The sequence below is a fragment of the Frankia sp. AgKG'84/4 genome (assembly GCF_023242965.2).
Lineage (GTDB): Bacteria > Actinomycetota > Actinomycetes > Frankiales > Frankiaceae > Frankia.
This window is the reverse complement of record NZ_JALKFU020000021.1, coordinates 1-23408: the sequence shown is the minus strand read 5'-3', so window position 1 is coordinate 23408 and position 23408 is coordinate 1. Positions and strand designations below refer to the sequence as shown.

Annotated in this window: 19 protein-coding genes, 1 tRNA gene and 1 pseudogene; 4 read left to right on the top strand and 17 right to left on the bottom strand. The window is 71.6% G+C overall.

Annotated elements, in window-relative coordinates:
• Both MXD58_RS03450 and MXD58_RS03445 read left to right on the top strand, forming a co-directional pair.
• Nucleotides 1–973 (top strand): annotated as a pseudogene (locus MXD58_RS03450) (alkaline phosphatase D family protein); the annotation flags it as partial.
• Between the two features lie 18 nt (nucleotides 974–991).
• Nucleotides 992–1654: a type II toxin-antitoxin system PemK/MazF family toxin gene (locus MXD58_RS03445; protein ID WP_248837129.1), complete on the top strand. Its 663-nt coding sequence runs from the start codon at nucleotides 992–994 to the stop codon at nucleotides 1652–1654.
• Nucleotides 1655–1682: 28 nt separating this feature from the next.
• Here MXD58_RS03445 and MXD58_RS03440 read toward each other — a convergent pair whose 3' ends face one another.
• Nucleotides 1683–2129, bottom strand: a complete 447-nt coding sequence (locus MXD58_RS03440; RefSeq protein WP_248837130.1) for a CBS domain-containing protein — start codon at nucleotides 2127–2129, stop codon at nucleotides 1683–1685.
• 52 nt (nucleotides 2130–2181) lie between these two features.
• Nucleotides 2182–2712 carry a MarR family winged helix-turn-helix transcriptional regulator gene (locus MXD58_RS03435; RefSeq protein WP_308301889.1) on the bottom strand — a complete coding sequence of 177 codons (531 nt, stop codon included), beginning with the start codon at nucleotides 2710–2712 and terminating at the stop codon, nucleotides 2182–2184.
• A 155-nt stretch (nucleotides 2713–2867) separates the two neighbouring features.
• On the opposite strand from MXD58_RS03435, the gene MXD58_RS03430 reads away from it, so the two are divergent.
• Both MXD58_RS03430 and MXD58_RS03425 read left to right on the top strand, forming a co-directional pair.
• Nucleotides 2868–4430, top strand: a complete 1563-nt coding sequence (locus MXD58_RS03430) for a DHA2 family efflux MFS transporter permease subunit (RefSeq protein WP_248837131.1) — start codon at nucleotides 2868–2870, stop codon at nucleotides 4428–4430.
• Nucleotides 4431–4621: 191 nt separating this feature from the next.
• The gene (locus MXD58_RS03425; RefSeq protein ID WP_248837132.1) at nucleotides 4622–5098 is read left to right on the top strand and encodes a hypothetical protein; all 477 of its coding nucleotides are present in this window, start codon (nucleotides 4622–4624) and stop codon (nucleotides 5096–5098) included.
• 100 nt (nucleotides 5099–5198) lie between these two features.
• On the opposite strand, the gene ctaD is transcribed toward MXD58_RS03425, so the two are convergent.
• From ctaD to MXD58_RS03350, 15 genes are all read right to left on the bottom strand, one after another.
• Entirely contained in the window at nucleotides 5199–6887 is a 1689-nt protein-coding gene (ctaD, locus tag MXD58_RS03420; RefSeq protein ID WP_248837133.1) for an aa3-type cytochrome oxidase subunit I, read from the bottom strand.
• Between the two features lie 745 nt (nucleotides 6888–7632).
• Nucleotides 7633–7833 carry a hypothetical protein gene (locus MXD58_RS03415; protein WP_248837134.1) on the bottom strand — a complete coding sequence of 67 codons (201 nt, stop codon included), beginning with the start codon at nucleotides 7831–7833 and terminating at the stop codon, nucleotides 7633–7635.
• 173 nt (nucleotides 7834–8006) lie between these two features.
• Nucleotides 8007–9137: an FAD-dependent monooxygenase gene (locus tag MXD58_RS03410; protein ID WP_248837135.1), complete on the bottom strand. Its 1131-nt coding sequence runs from the start codon at nucleotides 9135–9137 to the stop codon at nucleotides 8007–8009.
• 30 nt (nucleotides 9138–9167) lie between these two features.
• Complete coding sequence (locus MXD58_RS03405; RefSeq protein ID WP_248837136.1) at nucleotides 9168–10088, bottom strand: VOC family protein; 921 nt, start codon at nucleotides 10086–10088, stop codon at nucleotides 9168–9170.
• Between the two features lie 121 nt (nucleotides 10089–10209).
• Complete coding sequence (locus MXD58_RS03400; RefSeq protein WP_248837137.1) at nucleotides 10210–11085, bottom strand: flavin reductase family protein; 876 nt, start codon at nucleotides 11083–11085, stop codon at nucleotides 10210–10212.
• Between the two features lie 65 nt (nucleotides 11086–11150).
• Nucleotides 11151–12125, bottom strand: coding sequence for a fumarylacetoacetate hydrolase family protein (locus tag MXD58_RS03395; protein WP_248837138.1), 975 nt, complete (start codon nucleotides 12123–12125; stop codon nucleotides 11151–11153).
• Nucleotides 12122–13453 (bottom strand): phosphopyruvate hydratase, encoded by a 1332-nt coding sequence (gene eno / locus MXD58_RS03390; protein WP_248837139.1) that lies wholly within the window; start codon nucleotides 13451–13453, stop codon nucleotides 12122–12124. Before eno ends, MXD58_RS03395 begins: the two co-directional genes overlap by 4 nt.
• The gene (locus tag MXD58_RS03385) at nucleotides 13450–14442 is read right to left on the bottom strand and encodes a phosphotransferase family protein (protein ID WP_248837140.1); all 993 of its coding nucleotides are present in this window, start codon (nucleotides 14440–14442) and stop codon (nucleotides 13450–13452) included. The genes eno and MXD58_RS03385 overlap by 4 nt, the downstream gene beginning before the upstream one ends.
• Nucleotides 14439–15473: a C-terminal binding protein gene (locus tag MXD58_RS03380; protein WP_248837141.1), complete on the bottom strand. Its 1035-nt coding sequence runs from the start codon at nucleotides 15471–15473 to the stop codon at nucleotides 14439–14441. Before MXD58_RS03380 ends, MXD58_RS03385 begins: the two co-directional genes overlap by 4 nt.
• 446 nt (nucleotides 15474–15919) lie before the next feature.
• Nucleotides 15920–16004 (bottom strand) — tRNA-Leu (locus MXD58_RS03375).
• Nucleotides 16005–16511: 507 nt separating this feature from the next.
• The gene (locus MXD58_RS03370; RefSeq protein ID WP_248837142.1) at nucleotides 16512–17399 is read right to left on the bottom strand and encodes an alpha/beta fold hydrolase; all 888 of its coding nucleotides are present in this window, start codon (nucleotides 17397–17399) and stop codon (nucleotides 16512–16514) included.
• Nucleotides 17400–17579: 180 nt separating this feature from the next.
• Complete coding sequence (locus tag MXD58_RS03365) at nucleotides 17580–18674, bottom strand: hypothetical protein (RefSeq protein WP_248837143.1); 1095 nt, start codon at nucleotides 18672–18674, stop codon at nucleotides 17580–17582.
• Nucleotide 18675: 1 nt separating this feature from the next.
• Nucleotides 18676–19638, bottom strand: a complete 963-nt coding sequence (locus tag MXD58_RS03360; protein WP_248837144.1) for a hypothetical protein — start codon at nucleotides 19636–19638, stop codon at nucleotides 18676–18678.
• Nucleotides 19639–19693: 55 nt separating this feature from the next.
• Nucleotides 19694–20476 (bottom strand): thioesterase II family protein, encoded by a 783-nt coding sequence (locus tag MXD58_RS03355; protein ID WP_248837145.1) that lies wholly within the window; start codon nucleotides 20474–20476, stop codon nucleotides 19694–19696.
• 43 nt (nucleotides 20477–20519) lie between these two features.
• The coding region (locus MXD58_RS03350) for a type I polyketide synthase (protein ID WP_250609034.1) at nucleotides 20520–23408 on the bottom strand (2889 nt) is incomplete at its 5' end.

The window sequence follows — 23408 nt, the reverse complement described above, 5'->3', positions numbered from 1 at the left end:
CCCCCCCCCCCCCCCCCCCCCCCCCCCCCCCCCCCCCCCCCCCCCCCGCCCCCCCCCCCCCCCCCCCCCCCCCCCCCGCCCCCCCCCCCCCCCCGCCCCCGCCCCCCCCCCCCCCCCCCCCGAGACCGGTGCCGATCCGGGGGCGGCGACGCGGACGCTGCGGGAGTTCGCCCGCCGCGCCGACGCCCGCGCCGACGGCGTCGACCACGACGACATCCGCTGGAGCTACCGCTGGGACCTCGGGCGCACCCGGCTGGTGGTGATCGACTCCCGCAGCGCGCGGGTCGTCACCCCCGACGGGCGCCGGGTGATGGTCGCCGACGCCGAATGGGACTGGGTCCGCGACCAGACCCGCCAGGACGGCGACGTCGACCATCTGCTGCTCGCCACGTCGCTGCCGTACCTGCTCACCCCGGGCATCCACTGGGTGGAGGCGGCCAGCGAGGCGCTCGCGGCGGGGCGTCGCGGCCGTTTCGCCGCCCGCCAGGCCGAGCGGCTGCGCCAGCGGGTCGACCTCGAGCACTGGGCGGCGTTCGGGGAGTCGTTCGCGTCGATGGCCGCGCTGCTGCGCGCCGTCGCCTCGGGTGCGCACGGCCCGGCACCGGCGTCGGTGGTGCTGCTCTCCGGCGACGTCCACCACGCCTACCTCGCCCGCGCGGACCTGCCGGGCGCGCGCAGCGCGGTGTACCAGGCGGTCTGCTCGCCGTTTCGCAATCCGCTCGGCAAGGGGGTGCGCCGCGTCGACCGCCTCGCCCGCACCGGTGCGGTCGCCGGCGCCGTCCGGGCCCTGGCGAAGCTCGCCGGCGCGCCGGACCCGGCGATCGACTGGCAGGTCACCGCCGGCCCGTGGTTCGAGAGCCAGATCGCCTACCTCGACCTGGCCGGCCGCGCCGTCACCCTGCGTCTGGACAAGACCGAGCCGGACGGCACCCCCGGTGGCCTCGACGAGGTTCTGCGCGTCGCCCTCTCGTGAGCTAACTAGGGTGGCGGAATGGGTTTTCTGGGGGATCTGATCAGGACCGTCTCCGACCTGCTGTCGGGCGGCGGCGGGCGCCAGGGTGAGGCACCCGCGCGGGAGACGGAACGGGAAACCCGGCGGCGGCCGGCGTCGACCCGGCGGCAGCCGACATCCACACCGAAAGCTCGCTCCGCCCCGTCGCCCTCGGACGTGCCCGCGCGCGGGCGCCCGGACCGGGAGCGGGCCCGGCCGTCCCGCGTGAGCGCGGAGGTCTCGCCGGGTGAGTCCGGGCCGCAGGCCACCACCGAGGTCGACCCGGATCGCATCGGGTCGGTGCGGATGGGCTACGCGCCGCAGTCGGACGGCGCCCCGGATCCCGGCGAGATCGTCTGGACGTGGGTGCCGTTCGAGGAGAACGACGGCCGGGGCAAGGACCGACCCGTGCTCGTGGTCGCCGCCGAATCCGCCGGCACCTATCTGGCCGTGCAGCTCACCAGCAAGGACCATGACGGCGAGGGCGACTTCGTCGCCGTCGGCGCGGGCGGCTGGGACGGTCAGGGCCGACCGTCGTGGGTGAACCTGGACCGGGTGATCCGGGTGCACGAGGGCGGGATGCGCCGCGAGTCGGCGGCCCTGGCGCGCGAACCGTTCGAGCGGGTCACCGACCGGCTGCGCGAGCGCTACGGCTGGCGCTGACGGCGGCGGGGCGGACCCGGTCGGGTTCTTACCGGGAGTCGAGTCGGCGGGCGCGGACATCATCGTCCGAGCAGAAGCCGTTGCCGCGGCGCTTGAGGCACAGCAGGCCGAGCAGTGCGCCGTCGTTGTCGACGACCGCGAGACGGCGACGCCCGGCGCTCGTCATCGCCCGCAGCGTGTCGGCCGCGGACGCCGCGGGAGCTACGACCCGCCCGGTCAGCCTGCCCAGCGACACCGCCGGCTGGTCATCGTCACCGGCGGCGCTGTCGGGATCGGCTCCGCTCGCGCGGTTCAGATCGACGCGCTCGATCACCGTGACCAGGCGGCGGCCCGCGACGATCAGCACCGCGTGCACGTGGTCGTCGGTGAGGATCCGGCGAACCTCGCCGAGGGTCGTCGCGGCGCCGTGGACCTTGGGGTGGCGCACCATCGCCTCGGCAACGGTCACGTCCGCGAGAAGTGCCATCGTCGTCATGTCAACCTCGGATCCTCAGACCCACGAGGGTCTCAGCACCCCTCGGCGAGGGTCAGCCCGAAGGGGCGGGGACGGGACGCGGGCGCATCGCCGGGTGGATGCCGGGTTCCGCGTCGACGACGCGCATCAGCAGCGCGAGGAGCTGGTGCTGTTCGTCCGGGGTGAGCATCTGCACGGAGGCGGGCGGCACGGAGAGCAGCTCCTCCGCGTGCGCGAGCACGCGCTCGCCCTCCTCGGTCATCACGACCCGCTTCGCCCGCCGGTCGGTCGGGTGCGGCTCGCGCCGCGCGACCCCGCGGCGTTCCATCAGGTCGATGACGCTGGTGAGGTAGCTCGGGTCGTGGCGGAACGTCTCGACGAGCTCGCGCATCGGCCGGGGGCCACCCGAGAGCAACAGAAGGATCTTCAGCGCCGCTGGCGTCAGGTCACACGCGTGGCAGACGGCGTGCATCCGGCTGGGGGCCTGGCCGCCGAAGGTCAGCGCCAGCATGGCCCGCCAGGCCTCCCGGGCGGCGTCCGTACCGAGCACCGCGCCGTCCGCGCGCTGCCCCGCGGCGGGGGTCGCGCGGTCAGGAATGGTCACGTGCCCTCCTGACCTGGCGGTGCGGTCATGATTCGATCGTACGACACCGGTGACCTCCGTACCGTTGTTTCCACAATATATTTGACACCACCCAATGATCGGCCGATGCTGGGACCGACCGGATCCGACGGACGCCGTCCCGCCACGGAGGCCACGTGCCCGACCAACCCAGCGCGACCTCACCGCCCGCCGCCGCGGCGCCCGACGACACCAAGCTGGACCCGGCGCTGATCCGCCTGTCCATCACCGTCATGCTCGGCGCGATCATGGTGATTCTCGACACCACGATCGTCTCCGTCGCCATCCACGCCCTCGGCAACGAGTTCCACACGTCGCTGTCCACCATCTCCTGGGTCACCACCGGCTATCTGCTGGCGCTCGCCGTCGTCATCCCGCTGGCCGGCTGGTCGGTCGAGCGCTTCGGCGCGACGCGGATGTGGAACCTCTCGCTCGTGCTGTTCGTGTCCGGCAGCGTGCTGTGCGGGGTGGCCTGGAACGCGCAGGCGCTGATCGCCTTCCGGATCCTGCAGGGTCTCGGCGGCGGCATGATCATGCCGATCTGCATGACGCTGCTCGCCCAGGCCGCGGGCCCGAAGCGGATGAACCGGGTGATGAGCATCATCGGCGTGCCGACGCTCATCGCGCCGGTCCTCGGCCCCGTCGTCGGCGGACTGATCGTCGACAACCTGAGCTGGCGCTGGATCTTCTACGTGAACGTGCCGATCGGCGTGATCGCCCTGGTCATGTCCTGGCGGGTACTGCCCCGCGGCGACCGCGGCTCCGCGAGCCGCCGGCTCGACCTGCCCGGCCTGCTGCTGATCTCCCCCGGCCTGGCGGCGCTCGTCTACGGCCTGTCCGAGGCCGGCAACGGCGGCGGTTTCGGCGCCGCGAAGGTCCAGGTCGCCATCGCCCTCGGCCTCGTCCTGCTGGTCGGGTTCGTCCTCTACTCGCTGCGCCGCGACGACGCCCTGCTCGACCTGCGGCTGTTCCGCAACCGCACGTTCACCGTCGCGAGCGTGACGACGTTCACGATCGGCGGGATGCTGTTCGGCGCGCTGTTCCTGCTGCCGCTGTACTACCAGGTCGCCCGCGGGGCGAGCGCCAGCGACGCCGGCCTGCTGCTCGCGCCGCAGGGGCTCGGCGCGATGATCTCCATGGCGATAGCGGGCCGGATCGCCGACCGCCGCGGGCCCCGTTCGGTCGTCCCGGCCGGCATGGCGCTGTCCCTGCTCGGCACGCTGATGTTCACCCAGATCGACGGGCACACCAGCGAGGCGCTGCTGGTCGGCTCGCTGTTCCTGCGCGGCCTCGGCTTCGGCGCGGCGATGATGCCCGCGATGTCCGCCGCCTACGCGACCCTCACGCCCGCAGCGGTGCCGCGCGCGACGACCACGCTGAACATCCTGCAGCGGGTCGGCGGATCGCTGGCCACCGCGCTGGTCGCCGTCGAGCTGCAGCACGCCATCGCCCACCGGCTGCCGAACGTCGGCGGCGGCGCGGGAGTGCTCGCCTCGGCGGCCGGGACGAAGCTGCCCGGCCCGATCGCGGACAAGGTCGGCGCGGCGTTCGGCGCGACGTTCTGGTGGATCGTGGCCATCACCGCCGTCGGCCTCGTCGCAAGCTCGTTCCTCCCCGGCCGTCCCGTGGCCCCCACGGCACCGGAGGGCGTGGGGGCCCCGCCGGTTCCCGCGCGGGCCGCGCCGGTCTCCGTGGAGTAGGGCCGCCGACGTCCGTCGACCCCCCCGCCGCGTCGGCCGCTCGCTCCGCGGCCCCGCCACGGTGCACATTCCACAATGTAGGCCGGGACGAACGTCAGGCACGCAGGCCGGCGCCGGACCCGACCGGGCGTCGACCATTCTCAGGAGGACAGCGACATGACCACGCCAGCGACCAGCTACCGGGTGGTGCAGTGGACCTGCTCGCCCTTCGCCCCGACGCGATCCTCTACATGCCGTTGTTCCCCGACTACGATCATGTCGAGCGTTTCCTCGGCGCCGAGCACCGCGATCGGCTCGAGGCCGCAGCGCGCCGCGGCGGGGTGACGCTGTTCGGGACCGGCACCAACCCGGGTCTGGCGAACGTGCTGGGCCTGCTCGCCACCCAGGTCTGCCGCCGCGTCGACGCGATCACCGTGCTGGAGTCGGTCGATGCCACCTTCTACGCCTCGGTGCAGACCTGGGAGCGGACCGGGTTCGGCCTGGCCCACGGCGACCCGAAGGCGGTCGAACTGGCCCGGACGAACTCGCTGACCTTCCAGGACGCCGAGCGGGTCGAGTTCGGCTGGTGGACCATCGAGAAGGGCTGCAACACCGGCCTCAAGGGCTCGTGGAACGGGGTGAACGCCCCCGACCTTCCGCTGGTCGCGGCCCGGCGCTACCCGTCCTGACCCGGCCGTCCTGACCCGGCCGTCCTGCGTGCACGCCGAACCGCCCCGGTGCTCCACCTGGACACCGGGGCGGTTCGTGCGTCGCACCGCCGAGGCGCGCTCAGGTACGCAACTCCGGCGTGGCATGGTAGTCGATCTGACCGGCCGCCTGCGGATAGTGCAGGTCGAAGGCGGGCCGCTCGGAGGAGATCCGCGGCAACGACGTGAAGTTGTGCCGCGGCGGCGGGCAGGACGTCGCCCACTCCAACGAGTTCCCGTAACCCCACGGGTCGTCCACCGTCACGATCTGACCCTTGCGGTACGAGATCCACAGGTTGTAGAGGAACGGCAGGGTCGACACCGCGAGCAGGACGCTGCCGGCGCTGGAGATCTCGTTGAGTGTGGTGAAACCGTCCGACGCGGTGTAGTCGGCGTAACGGCGCGGCATGCCCCGCACCCCCAGCCAGTGGTCGGCCAGGAACGTGATGTGGAAGCCGAAGAACATCAGCACGAAGTGCAGCCGGGCCAGCTTCTCGTTCATCATCCGGCCGGTGACCTTCGGGAACCAGAAGTACATACCGCCGAACCCGGCGAACAGCAGGCCGGCGACCACGTAGTGGAAGTGGCCGACCACGAAGTAGCTGTCACTGACGTGGAAGTCGATCGGCGGGTTCGCCAGCAGAACACCGGTCAGACCACCGAAGAGAAAGGTCACCAGGAAGCCGATGGCGAACAGCATCGGCGCCTCGAAGGTGATCTGCCCCCGCCACATCGTGCCGATCCAGTTGAAGAACTTGACCCCGGTGGGAATCGCGATCAGGAACGTCAGGAAGGCGAAGAACGGCAGCAGCGCCGCACCGGTCACGTACATGTGGTGCGCCCACACCGCGATCGACAGCGCCGCGATGCCGATGGTCGCGAAGACCAGCCCCTTGTAGCCGAACAGCGGCTTGCGGGAGAACACCGGGATGATCTCCGTGATGATCCCGAAGAACGGCAGCGCGATGATGTAGACCTCGGGATGCCCGAAGAACCAGAACAGGTGCTGCCAGAGAATCGACCCGCCGTTGGCCGCGTCGAAGATGTGCGTGCCGAACCGACGGTCGGCCTCCAGTGCGATCAGCGCCGCGGCGAGCACCGGGAACGCGACCAGCACCAGGATCGAGGTGACCAGCAGGTTCCAGGTGAAGATCGGCATCCGGAACATCGTCATCCCGGGCGCCCGCAGGCACAGGATCGTCGTGATGAAGTTGACCGCGCCGAGGATGGTGCCCAGGCCCGAGACGGTCAGGCCCACCAGCCACAGGTCGCTGCCGACGCCCGGCGAGTAGGCGGCGCTCGACAGCGGCGCGTAGGCGAACCACCCGAAGGAGGCAGCACCGCCCGGCGTCAGGAAACCCGCGATGACCGTCAGGCTGCCGAAGAAGAAGAACCAGAACGACATGGCGTTCAGCCGGGGAAAGGCGACGTCCGGCGCGCCGATCTGCAGCGGAATCAGATAGTTCGCGAACGCGAACGCGATCGGCGTCGCGAACATCAGCAGCATCAGCGTGCCGTGCATCGTGAACATCTGATTGTACTGCTCGTTCGAGAGGAACTGCAGACCCGGCTTCGTGAGCTCGGCCCGGATGAACAGGGCCAGCACGCCGGCGAAGGCGTAGTACACCAGCGAGGTCAGGGTGTACATCAGCGCGATGTCCTTGTGGGACGTCGTCCGCAGGTACTGCCCCAGGGTCTTCAGCGCCCTCGGCGGCGCGTCCCCCGCCGGCGGGTCCGAGTGTCCGGCCGGCCTGTCCTGCACGATTGTCACAATTCCGCTCCCGATGGTGATGCCGCTGCCGGCGGTGACGCGCGCGGTCCCGGCGTCGGGTGTGACGACCGCCGCCGGGCAGCCCACAATGACAATGTCGTTACCGCCGACGGAGCCAGGACCGGTGGATGGACGCCTCCCGCGCCGCACGGCTCGACACACCGGCCGAGAAACCTGCCGGCGCCGGTCACGCTATCCACCTACCCGTTTCCAGGACCCGGCCCGATGCCCTGAACTCTAGTGGGAATCCGACACCCGAAACGCGCGCAGAAAGTCCCGTCGCAGAATTCCCACTATCAGGCCAGCCACCTTTGCGCCGGCCGCCACCGCACAGCGGAGGTCACCAGTGCCGGAAACCCGGATGGCCGGGGTAGCCCGTCTGGACCGGCGAGGGGTGTGCACCGCGGTGCACACTATGACCCTGCCCTGTGGCGACCATAGCCGCGAGCCAACGGATCACACGCGCCGCGTCGCGGCGCTCATCTTCGCGGCCGGGACATTGAGTCGGTGCCGCGGGCCCCGGTCCGCTGCGCCAGGCTCTCACCCACGGCGTCCGGTTCGACGAGCAGTATCGTGAGCCTTCGGCCGGTAACGCCACAGACCTCGCCAGCTGGCTGGTCGTGAGGCAGCCGCTTGCCCCACCACCGCACTCATCGGGACCGTTGACAGGATGGGTGCGGACGGACCGATAGGTCCCAGGGTAGGCACAGCCGGGGCAGACCGTCAGCCCCCGCCGGAACCGGCCTCAGCCTGGTCGCACCGCCTGTGCGGGTGCAAGCTGGGCGGCACGAGGCAGATCACCGGTCAGCCGCGGCTGGCCGAGGTCCTGTACCTCGGCCTGCGCGTCGAGGGATTCGACGTCGATGTCGTGCACGGCGGCCTTGACGGCTACTGGCAGGCCCGGGAGGGCGCGCACGATGTCATCGCGCTCGATGTTCCCCGCCACGGAAAGTAGCCGTCGGGGCGCCGTGCGCGACGCTCCGATCGAACGCGGCTCGGTGGCGCTGGACGGCGATCGAGACCCGAGTCGACCGGCTCGCCACGAGTGCCCCGCGGGGACGTTCCCCGCCGATGCCGATCGCCGCAAGACCGACAGTAGATCCGATTTGGACCAGGTTGTCAGGCCGGCTGGCTGACAAGTGCGGCGATCGTGCGGGTGAGCCCGGGGACATCTCCCTGGACGTGGTCGAGATTCCACTGCGCCATCTGTACCGAAGCATCGACAACCATCTTCACACGTTCATACCGACGTGCGGTGAACGCCGCCCATAACCGGTCGTCGACCGCGGTGGAGGTGGTGAGGAGTTCGGCCAGAACCGCGGCGTCCTCCAGGCCGGCGGCGGCGCCCTGCGCGAGCGTCGGCGGGCACACATGCACCGCGTCACCGATCAGCACGACGCGGCCGCGATTCCAGGGTGCGGCCAGCAGGTGGGCTTCGAACCAGGTGTAGTTGAGGTGCTGTGGATCGGTGAAAGCACTGCGTACCTCGTCCCAGGGGCCGTGGTAGGCCCCGAAGAGCTCGAGGAAGTCCGCCAACTGCTCCCGCGGCGTCTGCGCCGTGCGGTCCTGGGCGGGTTCCACCAGGAACCAGTAGGCGCTGGTCGCCGAGGTGGGCGTCACCCCGGCGATATAACAGGGGCCGCCGAAAACAGCCTGGGACGAGGTGACGTCGGCCGGCCGCGGCCCGACCATCCGCCATGCGCCCATACCGAGGGATCGCGTCTCCAGCGGAATCTCCAGCATGCGGCGGGTCCACGAGCGCACCCCGTCGGCGCCGATGACGAGGTCGTAGCGACCCGAAGAACCGGTCGAGAAGCGAACCTCGACGCCGGCCCCGTCCTGCTCGAGAGATTCCGTGGTGGTCGAGTAGCGGATTTTGACGCCCGCCTGCTCGGCCCGGTCCATCAGGATCCGGGCGAGGTCGGGTCGGTACATGCCCATGGACGAGGGCAGGTCGGGGCCGCCGAACGGAATGTCGTCCAGTTCGGCCACGATGGTCGCCCGCGGGTCAGGCGCCCGCACCACGAGTTTCATGGACTCGTATCCCAGGGCCGCGCAGCTCTCGAGGACGCCGAGCTGGCGTAACACGCGCAGCGCGTTGCCCTGCAGGGTGATCCCGGAGCCGACGGCGGTGAGCTCGGGCTTGATCTCGACCAGCTCCACGGCGACCCCGGCCTCGGCCAGCAGAATCGCCACCGCGGCGCCGGACACACCGCCCCCGACGACCAGGACACTGGTGACGGCAGACATATTTGACTCCTTCTTCCGGATCCGGCGAGCTCAGGGCTGGTAGGGGTGCACGGTCTCGTTGGGCTGGAACCGGAACTTGTGCCCCCACATCTCCGGCCGCTTTCCCTTGCGAAAATTGATATTGTTGGGCGAGCGCTTCGCCGACTCGTTGATCGCAAGGCCACCCCAGCCGTATTCGATCATAAATCCGCCCGGGGTGTGCACGTAGTAGGAGATGACCTGGTCCGCGATGTGCCGGCCAAAGGCCATCTGCAGGTCAGGGTTCGCGTCTCCGCCGAGCACGTCGAAGTACGAGTAGCCGACGTCGTCGATGTCGACCGACTCCAGGTAGACATGGTGCAGCCCGACCGAGTTCGGCATCTCGAGGAACGCGACGCTGTGATGGCGGGGGTTGACCCGCAGGAACCACATCTCCCCGAGCGGCTCCATCATGGTGAGGATCTCACTCGGGACGAAGCCCATCGCGTCGATGTAGAAGTCGACGGCCCGGCGTGCGTCGGGCACCACGAACACGACGTGGCCGAGTCCCTGATCCTCGGTGACGAACCCGGCGTGCGGTCGCGGCGGATGCCAGAAGTGGTAGTTCGCCTCCTGGTAGCAGAACAGCTCCAGCGGCTGGCCGAACGGGTCCTCGAACTGAACGAGCTGGTCGACCCCGCGAGCCCGCGCCACCTCCCGTTCGGCGAAGCGGGGCTTCGCGCCCGCCCCCTCCAGGCGGTTCACCGCGGCGTCGAGATCGCGATGGTTGAGCACCTCCCAGCCGGCGAAAAGCATGCGGTGGTCCTCGCCCGGGTGAAACGAAAGCCGGTAGTCGGCGTCGTCGATCTTGAGACGGACCGCGCCGTCCTCGCCATCGGGCCCGAGCATACAACCCAGCACCTCCGGGCCCCAGGTCCGCATTTCCTCGTGCCGGGGCGTCTGGATGCCCACGTACCCCAGCTTCGCGATCATACTTCCCACGGGACCCTCCGCTGTGATGTGCGACCTATGCTGGTTAGGACATTAGGAACGGGACGCGTCAACCGGAAATGCGACTTTGTGATTCCTCTGATTCACCAGGTGCATGTGCCGTCTACAGGTCGAGGACCAGTTGCGGTCCGGCGGCGGTGGACACACACGACACGATCTGCCGACCTTCTTTGCGTTCGAGGTCGGTGAGAACGCGGTCGTGGTGTTCGATGGCGCCGCCGAGGACGCGGACCAGGCAGGCACCGCAGTTGCCGGTGCCGCAGGACACGGGCACCTCGACACCGGCCTGGTGCAGTGCCGAAAGCAGCCGGGTGCCCGGCTCGACCCGGACTCGTTCGCCCTGTCGCGCCAGGACGACCTCGTAGGCGCGCCCGGCGCCAGGGCCGCCGCCGGCCGCGTCGAACTGCTGCCGGTGCAACTCGACTCCGCGCGGCGCCGCCCGCGCCAGCTCGTCAACGAACAGGCCGCTGCCGCACGCATACACCGCCGTGTCGGGCTGGGCGTCGGCGAGCGCGCGCACGGCGGCGCCGCGCCCGGGGCTCGACCGGGATGTCGCGCCGAGACTCTCGACCTCGGCGCGCAGCGCCGTGTACCGCGACGAGCCGTCCACGTGGACCAGCGACCAGGGGTAGACCCGGGCGGCGCGGACCCGGCGGACCATGGGCAGCAGCGGCGCGATCCCGGCACCGGCGGCGAGGAACAGGTAGCGGGCACCGCCGCCGAGGGAGAACAGGTGGCGAGGACCGTGGACCCGCACGCGCTCGCCGGTGCGCAGCATGTCGTGGATGTGGTTCCCCGCGCCGTCGCCCGCCGTCGGGGACCGGGCGACCAGCAGCCGCCAGCGGCGGTCGTCGTCCGGATCGCCCGCCAGGGAGTAGGGCCGCGTCAGACCGGTCGGCAGCACCAGGTCGACGTGGGCCCCCGGCGCCCAGCGGGGCAGGCGTTGTCCGTCCGCGGCCGCGAGGACGAGCTCGACCATCCGGTCGGCGACGGGCCGCAGGGAGGCGACGACCAGCGTGCGGCCGTGATCGACAGGCGTGGCCGTCAGACCACCTCCGGGACGCAGCGGTTGCGGTGCCCGCCGAGGCCGGCGATGGCCGCCTCCATGACGTCGCCCGGTTGCAGCCAGCGCCGCCAGTGGCCGCCGTTGCCGGCCGGGCTGCCCGTGAGCAGCAGGTCCCCGGGCAGCAGCGTGGTGGCGGCCGAGACCGCGGCGATCAGGCTGGGGACGTCGAACAGCATGCTGGCCGGCACATCGTCCTGCATGCGCTCGCCGTTGAGGTCGAAGGTGATCCGAAGCTGGCGGTGGTCGGGGATCTGCTCGGCCGGGACCAGGAAGGGCCCGGTGGGCAGGAAGGTCGGGCGGTTCTTGGCCCGTATCCAGTCGCCGCCGAGCACCCGGTTCTCGGGGGTGAACTGGAGGTCTCGGGCGCTGACGTCGTTGCAGACCGTGTAGCCGGCGACATGGTCCATCGCCCGCTGCGCCGGTACCCGGTGCGCCCGGGCGCCGATCACGACGGCCAGCTCCGTCTCCCAGTCGATCTGCGAGGACTCCGGCGGGAGCAGCACGTCGTGGTCCGGGCCGCAGATGGCGGTGGGCAGGCCGGCGAAGACGAACGGGTTGCCGCGGCGGACCTTCTCGTCCATCACCTGCTCGGCGGCCTGGCGCAGCTCCTCGTCCGACCGCAGATCGTCGGGTTCCCGGCCGGAGACGATTATCTGCGCCACGTGGGACCGGTAGTTCGCGCCGGCCTGGAAGATCTGCCGGGGCTCGACCGGTGCCAGGACCTCCAGGTCGCCGATCGGCAGACCATCGCCCGGGCCGGCCTGTGCGGCCAGCCGGGGCAGGGCCGCCGACACCGTCGCCCAGTCCTCGAGCAGGGCGAGGTAGGTGGCGGGCCCCTTCACCAGGCTGTCGTCGGCAAGGCGCAGGACCCGGTCGCCGACGGCCAGGCCGGTGAACGCCCCCGCGCCGTCATCGAACCGACCAAGTGCATGACCCTCGACTGAACGCGTCATGATGTCCCCTCGTCCCCGGACTGGTGATCAGCTGGGAGTCGGACTTGCCGCAGGGCGGCCCGACCGGCGTACTCGGCCCGCTCGCCCAGCTCGGATTCGATGCGCAGCAGCCGGTTCCACTTCGCGGTGCGTTCCGAGCGCATGGTGGAACCGACCTTGATCTGGCCGGTGCGCCAGCCGACGGCAAGGTCGGCCAGCCAGTCGTCCTCGGTCTCGCCGGAGCGGGCCGACAGGACGGTCGCGTACCCGGTGGCGTGCGCCCGGCGCACGACGGCACGGGCCGTGCTCAGCGTGCCGATCTGGTTGGGCTTGACGAGTACCGCGTTGGCGACCCGCTCGTCGATGCCGCGTTGGAGCCGGTCGGGGTTGGTGACGAACAGGTCGTCGCCGAGCAGCTGGCGACCGGCGAGTCGCTCGGTGGCCGTGCGCCAACCAGCCCAGTCGTCCTCGGCGAGCGGGTCCTCCAGGGAGACGATCGGATAGCTGGCGCACCAGTCGGCCAGCTCGTCGACCAGCCCGTCGGCGCTCAGCTCGCGGGCCTCCGCGGCGAGCACGTAGCGCCCGTCCGCACGCACGAACTGGCTGGCGGCGATGTCGATGGCGATACCGATGTCCGCGCCGGGCCGCAGCCCGGCGCGCTCGATCCCGGCGACGAGGAGATCCAGCGCCGATCGGTTGCTGGGCAGCAGCGGACCGAGGCCGCCCTCGTCGGCGACCAGGGCCACCGGCAGGCCCCGGGCGGTCAGCTCCTCGGCGGTGCCGGCCCGTACCCGGGCCGCCCACTCGATCGCCTCGGCGAACGAGGTCGCTCCCAGCGGGACCGCGAGGAAGTCCTGCACGTCGATCGAGCGGCCCGCGTGCGCGCCACCGGAGATGATGTTGACCATGGGCAGCGGCAGTAACGCGGCGCCACCGTCGTCAGCCACCGCCCTGAACAGCGGCACGCCGCGTTGCCGCGCGCCGGCGACCGCCGCGGCCACCGACACGGACAGGACGGCGTTCGCGCCGAGGCGGCGCAGGTCCGCGGTTGCGTCGAGCTCACGCAGCCGCGCGTCGAGGGCGGCCTGGTCGGCGCCGTCAAGGCCGCGGACGGCGTCGTTGATCTCCCCTGCGACGTGGGCGACCGCCGAGCGGACCCCCTGGCCGCCGTAGCGCCGGCCGCCGTCGCGCAACTCCCGGGCCTCGTGGCGACCGGTCGAGGCGCCGGAGGGCACCGTTGCCGACCCGGTGGCCCCGCCGTCGAGGCGGACCTCGCAGCCGACCGTGGGCCGGCCGCGGGAGTCCAGCGCCTCCCAGGCCAGCAGGCCGGTGATGGTGGTGTCGCTCATGTGAGCCGCTCCCAGGCATCGGTCAGGGTGGGCGGTGGGTCGAGCAGGAGGCCGCGCCCGAGTGAGCGGACCTGCCCGCGACCGACCGCGGTGAGGTAATCGGCGGGGCTCCTGCCGTCGACACGAGCCAGCAGCAGGCAGCCGGTCTGCCGGATGAGCTGGGCCGGATCGAGCGGCACGGCGCCAAGGCACTCGGCGTCGAGGCCGGCGAGGAACGCCCTTGCCGCCGCCGCGTACGCCGGCGCCGCGGTCGGTCGGTGGACCGATTTCAGCAGCAGATGGCCGACCGTCCAGGCCGGATCGAAGGTCGGGTCACCGACGTGCGCGACCTCCCAGTCGATCACCCACACGTCGGTGGCCGCGGAGCCGACCAGCACGTTCTTCGGTGTGTAGTCGCCGTGCACGAGACAGGTCCGGTTCGCCGCCATGATCTCGATCGTCTGGCGGATCGGATCGGCCAGGTCAGGGTGCCTGGCCGCGACCGTGCGGTGAAACGGGTCGACGCGTAACTGAGCGAAGGCCGTGACGTCCCCGAAGGCGTCCGCCACGTCGCCGTCGCCCGCCGTCGCGCGCTGCCAGCGGCCCAGCAGACGGCCAAGCCGTTCGGCCACGGCGACGTCCACCGTGGCGGCGAACAGATCCTGCTTCCAGGATCGCCATGTCTGCGGGGCTCGTTCGATGACCAGGTAGCCGCCGGCCAGGTCGATGACCGCGGGAACCGCCCCGGGCACGAGCCGGCCGGCCAGCCGCAGCGCCCGGCCCTCGGTATCGAGGCGGGCCGGGTCGGCGAGCCATTCCTCGGTGACCCGCAGCCGGCCCAGCGCCCGTTTGACCACCGCGTCGAAACCGGGCGCGCGGACCACGACGACGTCGTTGGACACCCCACCGGCCAGTCCGTGCACCTCGACGTCAAGGGGGGAGGCGAGGAGCCCACGCTCCACCAGATGGCGGGTCAGCGCGGCGGTGTCCAGGATCGCCGGCGCGGTCACCGCGGTTCCAGCGGTGCCCGCAGGGCGGCGCTGCCCAGCACCTCGGGGTTCACGACGCTGTGCGGAACCCGGCCGCGCAGCACGTCGACGACGTTGCCGGCGGCCCTGGTCGCCAGTTCGGCGAGCGAGCCGTCCGAGGAGAAGGCGGTGTGCGGGGTGAGGACGACATCGTCGCGGCGACGCAGCGGATGGTCGACGGGCAGCGGCTCGGGGTCGGTCACGTCCAGCGCGGCGCCCGCGATCGCCCCGGTGTCGAGCGCGTCGAGCAGCGCCACCGTGTCGACGAGGCCACCGCGGGCGGTGTTCACCAGCCACGCCGTCGGCTTCATCGCGGCGAGCTGCCCGGCCCCGATGAGATGACGGGTGTCGTCGGTCAGCGGCACGTGCAGGGACACGATGTCGGCCTCGCCGAGCAGCTCCGCCAACGAGGCCGCACGGCGGATCCCGGGCTCGGCGTCGTTCGAGCGGCTGAACGCCATGACGTCCAGACCGATCGCCCGCGCGCGCGGCACGAGCGCGCGGGCAATCTCGCCCAGGCCCACGAGACCGAGCACTTTACCTCTGAGTCGGACCGACGTTCCTGGTACGGATCGGCCCCAGCCGCCCGCCGCGACGTCCCGGGTCAGCGGGATCAGTCTGCGCGCAAGCGCGAGGACGGCCAGAAGTGCTGAGTCGGCGACCTCTTCGGTGCAGTAGACCGGAACGTTGCTGACCACCATCCCGAGCCGGGTGGCGTGTTCGACGTCGATGTTGTCCACCCCGACGCCGTAGCGGGCAATGGTGCGACATCGCGGCGCCGCGTCCAGTACCTCGGCGGGAACCTTCGCGAAGCAGGTGAGAATGGCGTCGACGTCGGCGGCGAGGGCGCTCAGTTCGGCGACGTCGCCCGTCGGTGCCAGCACGAGCGTCGCTCCGGCGGCGGCCAGCACCGCGCGTTCCACCTCATCCGTGGGCCATGCGATGTCCGTCGCCAGCACCTTCGGCCGCCAGCGCCCAGGCTCGTCGTCGCACTCGCCGTGAAGTGAGTCCATCGCATCGGCTCCTTGTGGTCGCGTGCGCCCAACGTTAGACAGGGCGGCGCCCGGGCGGAAATACAGAATGTGGGTGGCTGCGATTCACGGCCCCGATGACTGCCGTCCGGGCGCCGCCTGCCGCGCCGTCCGGCGCAGTCCCTCGCCGGAGGTGATGGTGCGAGCCAGGACCGGTAGGGCGGGCCTACCTTTGTGTCCGTGAGCTATATCATCAGCGAACGGCAGCCATGATCCGGTTTGCCTTCTGTGGTCGGGAATCGACCAAGGAGCAGCAGGACCCGGAAGCGTCCCGTAGATGGAGCTCGCCAGAGCCCGCGCCCTCATCCAGGGACCCGGGCAGATCGCAACCGAGATCTACCGTGAGCTCGACCTGAAGCTGACCTACGATCATGAATCAGGGATGATCACGGCCGAGGCCGCACTGAGATCATCGTGCGTAGCGTCTGTGTCCGAGGGGGGACTTGAACCCCCACGCCCGATAAAGGGCACTAGCACCTCAAGCTAGCGCGTCTGCCATTCCGCCACCCGGACAGGTGATCGCGGGTGTCTCACCCGCGCACAACGCAGATGTTACACGGTCGGACAGGGCGGTTGTCGCTACCCCCGGCCATCGGAAGATCAAGGCATGTCCGGCGAGTGGAGGGCGGACCGTCCCGCGACGGGGGGTGGTTCGACCCGCCGCACAGAAAGATCCACGCAGGCTCCGATGCAGGCGGGACCGCGCGACCAGGCCGAGAGTGAATCGGCGTCCGCCGCCGGACCGGGGACAGCGATGCACAGACGCGGCCCGAGGCAGGCCCCGGACTGGCCGACCGGCGACAGCCGCTGGCTGCTCCCGGTAGAGGGCGACCCGACAATCTCCTGCGAGCTCCGGGACTGTAGAGCTAACGGCTCCACGCCACCTTCGGTGGTGACGGAACGTGGTCTCTGCTTGGTCTCGACCTCGAAGGTCCGTGGTCGACTGGCTGTGGGTCGACGCGAGGTGTCATATGTGATGCGGATCGTCCGATCAAGCTCCGGGACGCCCGACCTTCGGATTCAGTGGTGGGCCGGGTGGCCCGCGGGTCTGCGTGACGCGGCGGCGGGCGCCAGGAAACGCGCCGTTGTGACACCCCACTGCCGCAGCTGTGCCCCGGATTCGGCGACGTGGAGCCGTGAGCCGGCGATCAGCTCGGCGAGTCTTTCGGCGGTGGAGACCGGATGTCCGGGATCACCGGCCCAGGCGAGAATCAGCACGGGCAGGTCGAGGGAGGTCAGGTCCTGCTCGGCGGGGAGATCGGAGGCGGCGGCGGCCCGCAGGACCGTGGGCAGGAGGTCCTCGCCGACGGCGGGAGCCGACGGGTGGCCGGGCGGAGCAGGCAGGTCGGCGAGGGCCGCGGCGGCGAGGGACCGGGCGGCGAACTCCGCGAGGGCACCATATCCGTGTGTCTGCGCGAGGTCAGCCGCGAGCCGGTACAGCTCCGCCTGAGCCGCCCGGGAGGCCCAGGCGGTGGGCGGCGCGGTCAGTACCAGTCGATCGAAGCGACCCGGTTCCCGCACGGCGGCGTGCAACAGGGTGGCGGTGCCCAGCGAACAGCCGATCCCACTGACCGGCTCCGGGCCGACAACCTGGTCCAGCAGGGCGAGGAGATCATCGGCGAGCTGTGGCCAGGTGTACGACGAGGGAGTCGACGTGCCCGTCGACTCACCGTGGCCGCGCGCGTCGTAGCGCACCAGCCGTCGTCCGGCGGCGACCACCGGTGCCCAGTCGAACATCCCCGACGCCCGCTCGGTGGCCCGGCTCTGCAGGAGTCCGTGGCCGTGGACCACCGCGGGGCCCGAACCCTCGTCGCTGTACGCGAGCCGCGCTCCGCGAACGTGCACCGTCGCGTTCACCGGGGGCGTGCCGGCACGCGCGGTCCGCGCCGTGCTGTCGGTCTCGTTCATCGCATCATCCGAGGCGCTCGAAGGAGGTCGTCAGACCGGGCAGACACCACCCCGGTGGTCACTACCCGGGGTCACTGCCCGGGGTCACTACCCGGGGTCACTGCCCGGTGTCACTGTAGGGGTCCCGGTGACGGCGGGCGAGAGGATCATGTCGCCAGCGGCAGGGTCACGTGGATCGGGTCAGTACAGTCCCTCCGGCGACGATTGGGCGATCTGCAACGGATGGACGTTGGCCACGCCGTCACAGGGCCAGCCCTCGCCGGTGTCGTAGCGAACGGCCTGGTCCCGTTCCAGCACGTTCGGCAGGAACAGGTCGTCGTGCAGGACGGTGAGGCGCACCTGGCCACCCTCGCCGTAGCCGACCGTTCGCCGCCAGTCGGCCTTGTCCACCACCGCCATCGTGACCTGCGGATAGTTGGGCACGTAGGGCAGCAGATCGCCGTCGCGCTCGGCGGGAAGGCTGGCGGCGTTGCCGAAGGTGTTGCCGTAGCTGACCCCGCACGGACCGCCGCGCAGGACCGCGACGAACTCGCGGTACATGTCCCCGCTGAGCTGGGTGCCGCTGAGCCGGGCCCCGGCGAGACGGCCCGCGAGGTCGGGGTGGCGCCGGCTCAGCGCCGCGAACAGCGCCGGGGTGGTGTTCAGGTAGTCGACCGGTTGGGTGGCGAGGATGGTACTGATCTGTTCGAGGAGGTGGTCGGTGTAGTCGGCCGCGTCCTTCAGTCGTCCCGCGCGGATCAACCGTTTGACCCAGCGGGGATCCATGTCGATGCCGTAGACCAGCGAGGCGTACAGCTCGGAGATCTCCCAGGCGCCGTTGCCGATCAGGTGGGGGCCGGTCGGGGTGGCGTGCAGCCAGCGGCGCTCGGGCTCGAATCCCTCGGTCACGAACGACCAGCGCCGCCATACTCCCCGGTGCAGGATCATCTGTTCGGTGTAGTACACCCGGCACGGGCTGCCGGTCGTGCCGCCGGACTCCCAGATCCGCCCGGTCAGCGGCCTGGGCACGGACCGGGGCACCAACGCGGTCGGATCCGTCTCGCGCAGGACGTCGAGGGGGAACGGCCCGAAGCTGGTGAGTTCGTCGTAGCGGGTGATGTCGCGCGGGTCGAACGGCAGGTCGGCGGCGCGGGCGAGCCAGTAGGGACTGCCTCCCTCAGGGTCGAAGTGGCGCCGCACGACCCGTGCCGTCCAGGCGTCGAGGTCCTCGGCCAGCCACTGCTCGGTCAGCGCCGCGTACCGTGCCCGCGCCGCCGACCCCAGCGTCGCGGGCATGTCAGGCTCCCTGTGGGAGCGCGAGGTCGATGCCGAGGTCGTAGATGGCGGTGCTCAGATCCGCGAGGTGTTCCGGCTTCTCCACATGCACGACCGGGAACGGAAAGGCGATGACGCCTTCGGGCACGGCCGGGCCGACCACCACGCCGAGCCGGGTGCCACTGAGCGCGAGGCCCGAGATCAGGTGGACCATGCTGATCGGGGTGACGGCGTTGCGCAGGAACAGGTCGCGCACCTGGTCGCCGGTGGTCAGTGCTTTCTCCTCCAGGCAGGACGCCAGCGGGATCGTGGGCGCGCGGAACTCGACCGCCTCGATGTACGGCGCCAGGTAGTCGTTGGCCGCCTGCCGCAGCGGGCTGTGCACCGCCGTCGTCACACCGGGCAGGACCACCACCGTCCCGAGTGGAACCTGCGCGGACAGCGCCTCCAGGGCGTCCCGGTAGCCGGCGAGCATCAGCATGGCCTTCGTGCCGTCGAAGGCGGTACCGAAGTCGCCGGCGAGATGGACACCGGGTCGGGCCGGTTCGTGGTAGGTCCCGGTGTCCTCCCCGATCGGCACGAAGGCCAGCGCGAGGCCCTGGGCGGGGGCGTCCGGTGCCGGGGGCGGCGTGTTCCGGGACTGCCACAGCAGGCCGAAGAACGCCTCCCGGTCGATCGAACCCGCCAGGCAGCTGCTGCTCATCGCGCCGAGGCTCAGTCCGCCCACCGCGCCGGGGCGTATGCCCTGCTCCGCGAGGATGTCGTGGATGCCCAGGGCGAGCGCCGCCTGACGGATGGCGCCGATCGACTGACGGGCCTCCTGCTCCTCGGGCAGCTCCTCGGTGCGGATCTGCGCCGGCGTCAGACCGGTCCATCCGCTGATGTCCGCGTAGAGCGCACGCATCACCTCGAAGGCGTCGTACAGCTCGGATCCGGCACCCGGATCGTGGCTGATTCCGCCGCCGAGAATGTAACCGATGCTCATCTCAGAATCCTTTCATTCGGCGCCACCCGGGGCGGCGTCAACGACAGAGCTGTGCTTATTTCCGGCCACCGCTGACCGGGCCGGCAAGGGCAGCCAGGTTTTCCGCGATGGCCGCCGTCACGCCGTCCAGTTCGTCGACCAGATAGAAATGGCCGCCGGAGAAGACGTGCGCCTCGAAGGCGCCGGTGGTGTGGTCGGCCCAGGCGCGCAGGTCCGCGACCGAGGCGTGGGGGTCGTCGTCCCCGCCGAAGGCGACGACGGGACAGGTCAATGGGGGGCCGGGAACGTGGCGGTGACGCTCGACGGCCCGGTAGTCGCCGCGCACGACGGGCAGGATCATCTGCTGGATCTCCTCGTCGCCGAGAATCCTCGGGTCCGTTCCGGCGAGTTCGCGCAGCGCGCGCAGGATGTCGGCGTCGGTTCCCTGGTGGACCAGCTCGATCCGGGGCACCGAGGGGGCCCGGCGGCCGGAGACGAACAGGGCGGCCGGACCGGGCCGGCCGGCCCGCCGGAGCCTGCGGGCCACCTCGAAGGCCACGACCGCGCCCATGCTGTGGCCGAAGAACGCCAGCGGCGGGCCGGCGGCGGATCCAAGCAGCCCGGCCAGCTGGTCGGCGACGTCGTCGATGCTCTCGAAGGGCGGCTCCGACCGCCGGTCCTGGCGGCCCGGATACTGCACCGCCCACAGGTCGGCGACGGATTCCAGGGCCCGCGCGAAAGGCTGGTAGAAAGTCGCCGATCCACCGGCGTGTGGAAAGCAGACCAGGCGGATCCCGGTGTTCCGCGCGGCGGCGACCCGCCGGAACCACAGGCTTTCGAGGACAGCGAGGTCGGTCATGGTCGGCCTTTCTTCGTCGTCGGAGGATGGCCGTCGACACCGTTCACAAGCGCTCGGCCCGGATGTGTCCCGCCTGCTCGCCGAGGGTGTCCTGGAGCCAGTCCCGGACGACGCCGGAGGTGACCTCCGCGTGCTGCTCGCCGATGGTGAAGTGGTTTCCCGGCACGTCGAGGACGGTGTGGGCGCTCGGCCAGGAGGAACGCCAGTCCGTGGCCAGGTCCTCGGGTGCGACATCGACCAGCGGTTCGGAGGCCCGTACCAGCAGGACGGGCGTCGACATCGGCTCCGGTGCCCAGTCCGCGAACAGGTCGCAGTACCAGCCCATGGCCGTCAGTCGGGTGTCGTTCATCGCGACGAACGCCCCCTCCCGCTCGAACATCCCGCCGACCAGCACGTCCTGGAACTGGGCGATGGCCTGGTCGCTGGCCAGGTAGGTGTCGAGCAGGACGACGGCCGCCGGGTCGAGTCCCCGGCGCTCCAGTGCCCGCGCCGCGGCGACCGCGAGCAGGCCACCGGACGATGCACCCAGCAGGACGGGCGGTACCCCGCCGCCGTGGACGGCGACGGTCTCGGCCAGCAGGTCGATCAGGGCGTCGACACTGGTCGGGAGCGGCTCGGTGTCCTCGAAGCCGGTGTCCTCGAAGCCGGTGTCCTCGAAGCCGGGCAGCGCCACCACGGACACGTCCCGTTCGCCGCGGAAGAACGACGCGAACCGCAGGAACTGGTGGACGCCACCGAGCGCGACGAACGACGAGAAACAGATGACCGGCGGGTGGGCGGGCCCTCGGGCGATGCGGACCGGTTCGGGAATCCGGGCGAGATCGTCGACGCCGGTGAACATCGGCCGCAGCAGCGCCGCGTCCCGCAGGAGGTCCAACCCGATCTTGATCTTGCCGGCGGCGGTGGCCCGGCGAAACAGCGCGGTGGCCGGTTCGGCACTCGCCTGCGCCGCCGGAGCGGACGATCCGGGGAATCCGGGGGCGATGGGGTCCGGCGACGGCGCGTTCCCCCCGGCGGTCTGCCCGTCGTCCATGGTGACCTCGACCAGCTCGGCGGACAGGTACCGGGCGAGATCGACGGGGGTCGGATGGTCGAAGACGACGGTGGGCCGCAGCCGCAGCCCGGTCGCGTCGGCCAGCCGGTTGCGCAGGCCGATGCCGGTCAGCGAGTCGAATCCCAGCTCCAGGAAACTGCGGTGCGCCGTCACCGCGGCGGTGCTGGCATGCCCGAGCACCGCCGCCACGTCGGTGCGGACCAGCTCGACCAGCGTCGCCTCCCGGTCGGGCTCGGCGAGCCCGACGAGCCGGCGCGCGAACGCACCACGCTCGACGGCGGCGTCGACGACTCGGCGGGTGGGGCCCCGGCGAGTGAGGCCAGGGCCGTCGACGAGGCCGCGCAGCAGCGGTGGCACAGTGCCTGTTCCAGCAGTGCCTGTTCCAGCAGTGCCTGTTCCAGCGGCCCGCTCCCCTGTCGTCGATCGGCCGGACCGTGCGCGCAGGGCCACGGGGGTCAGCTGGATCGGCACGGCCACCGGCACGGCGGTCGCCAGGGCGGCGTCGAACAGGGCCAGCCCCTGCTCGCTCGACAGTGGTCGCGACCCGCCGGCCGACATCCGGGCCAGGTCGGCGGCGCCCAGGTGGGCGGTCAGCGCACTGCGCTGCTCCCACATTCCCCAGGCCAGTGACGTCGCCGGCTGGCCCGCCGCCCGGCGTTGGAGCGCCAGGGCGTCGAGGACGGCGTTGGCCGCGGCGTAGTTGCCCTGCCCAGCGCTGCCGAACACCCCCGCCGCCGACGAGTACAGCACGAAGGCGGTCAGGTCGGCGTCGCGGGTCAGCTCGTGCAGGTGCCAGGCGGCGTCCGCCTTCGGTCGCAGCACCGCGTCGATACGCGCCGGGGTCAGCGCGGCGATGATCCCGTCGTCGACCGCACCGGCCGTGTGCACCACGCCGGTGAGCGGAAACTCGGCCGGGACGGATGCCAGTGCGCCGGCGAGCGCGTCCCGGTCGGCGACGTCGCAGGCGGTGAGGGTGGCGTCGACCCCGAGGGCGGCGAGCCGCGCGAGCAACTCCGCCGCGCCGGCCGCCTGGGCACCCTGCCGGCTGAGCAGCAGCAGTCGCCGCACCCCGTGGGCGGTGGCGAGGTGGTGGGCGATCAGCCGACCGAGCGTGCCGGTGGCTCCGGTGACCAGCACCGTTCCGTGCGTCGCCCAGACCGGCGCGCCGCCCGCGATCCCGTCCTCCGCCACGCCGTCGTCCGCGGTCTCCTCTCCCGTGGTCCCGTCCCCCGTCACGTCGGGCGGGGTGGTGAGCCGGACCAGCCGTTCGGCGCGGACCATCCCGGCATGCACCGCGAGCCGCGGTTCGTCGGTCCTCAGCGCCGCCGGGAGGACCGCGTACGACTCGACGTGATCGTCCAGGTCGACCAGCACGAAGCGGTCCGGATGCTCCGACTGGGCCGAGCGGACCAGACCGCAGACCGCGGCGGCCGCGAGGTCCCGCTCGGGCCGCCCCGACGCCCCGGGGCGGCCGTCCGCGGCGACCAGGTCCCGGGTCACGAACACCAGCCGGCTGGATGAGAACCGCGCGTCGGCCAGCCACTGCTGGACGAGCGCCAGCGCGGCGGCGGTGGCTGCCCGTACGGCACCCGGAACATCCGTACCCGGGTCCCCGTCGGGGACAAGAGTGAACACCAGATCCGGGCCGGGAACGCCCGGTGCCGTCACGTCGGCGAGCTCCTCTGCCAGTCGGGCCGGCGTGCCGGTGGCGACGAGCCCGGCGAGGAGACCCTCGACGAGGCCGTCCCGCGCGGGCCCGAGCACCGCGGTGGTCGGTGGGCCGGATCCAGCCCGAACCGCGAGATCCACCGTCACCGGTGCCCACCAGGTCCGGAACAGGCAGTCGCTCCTGGCGAATCGGCTGGCGCGGGCGTCGCC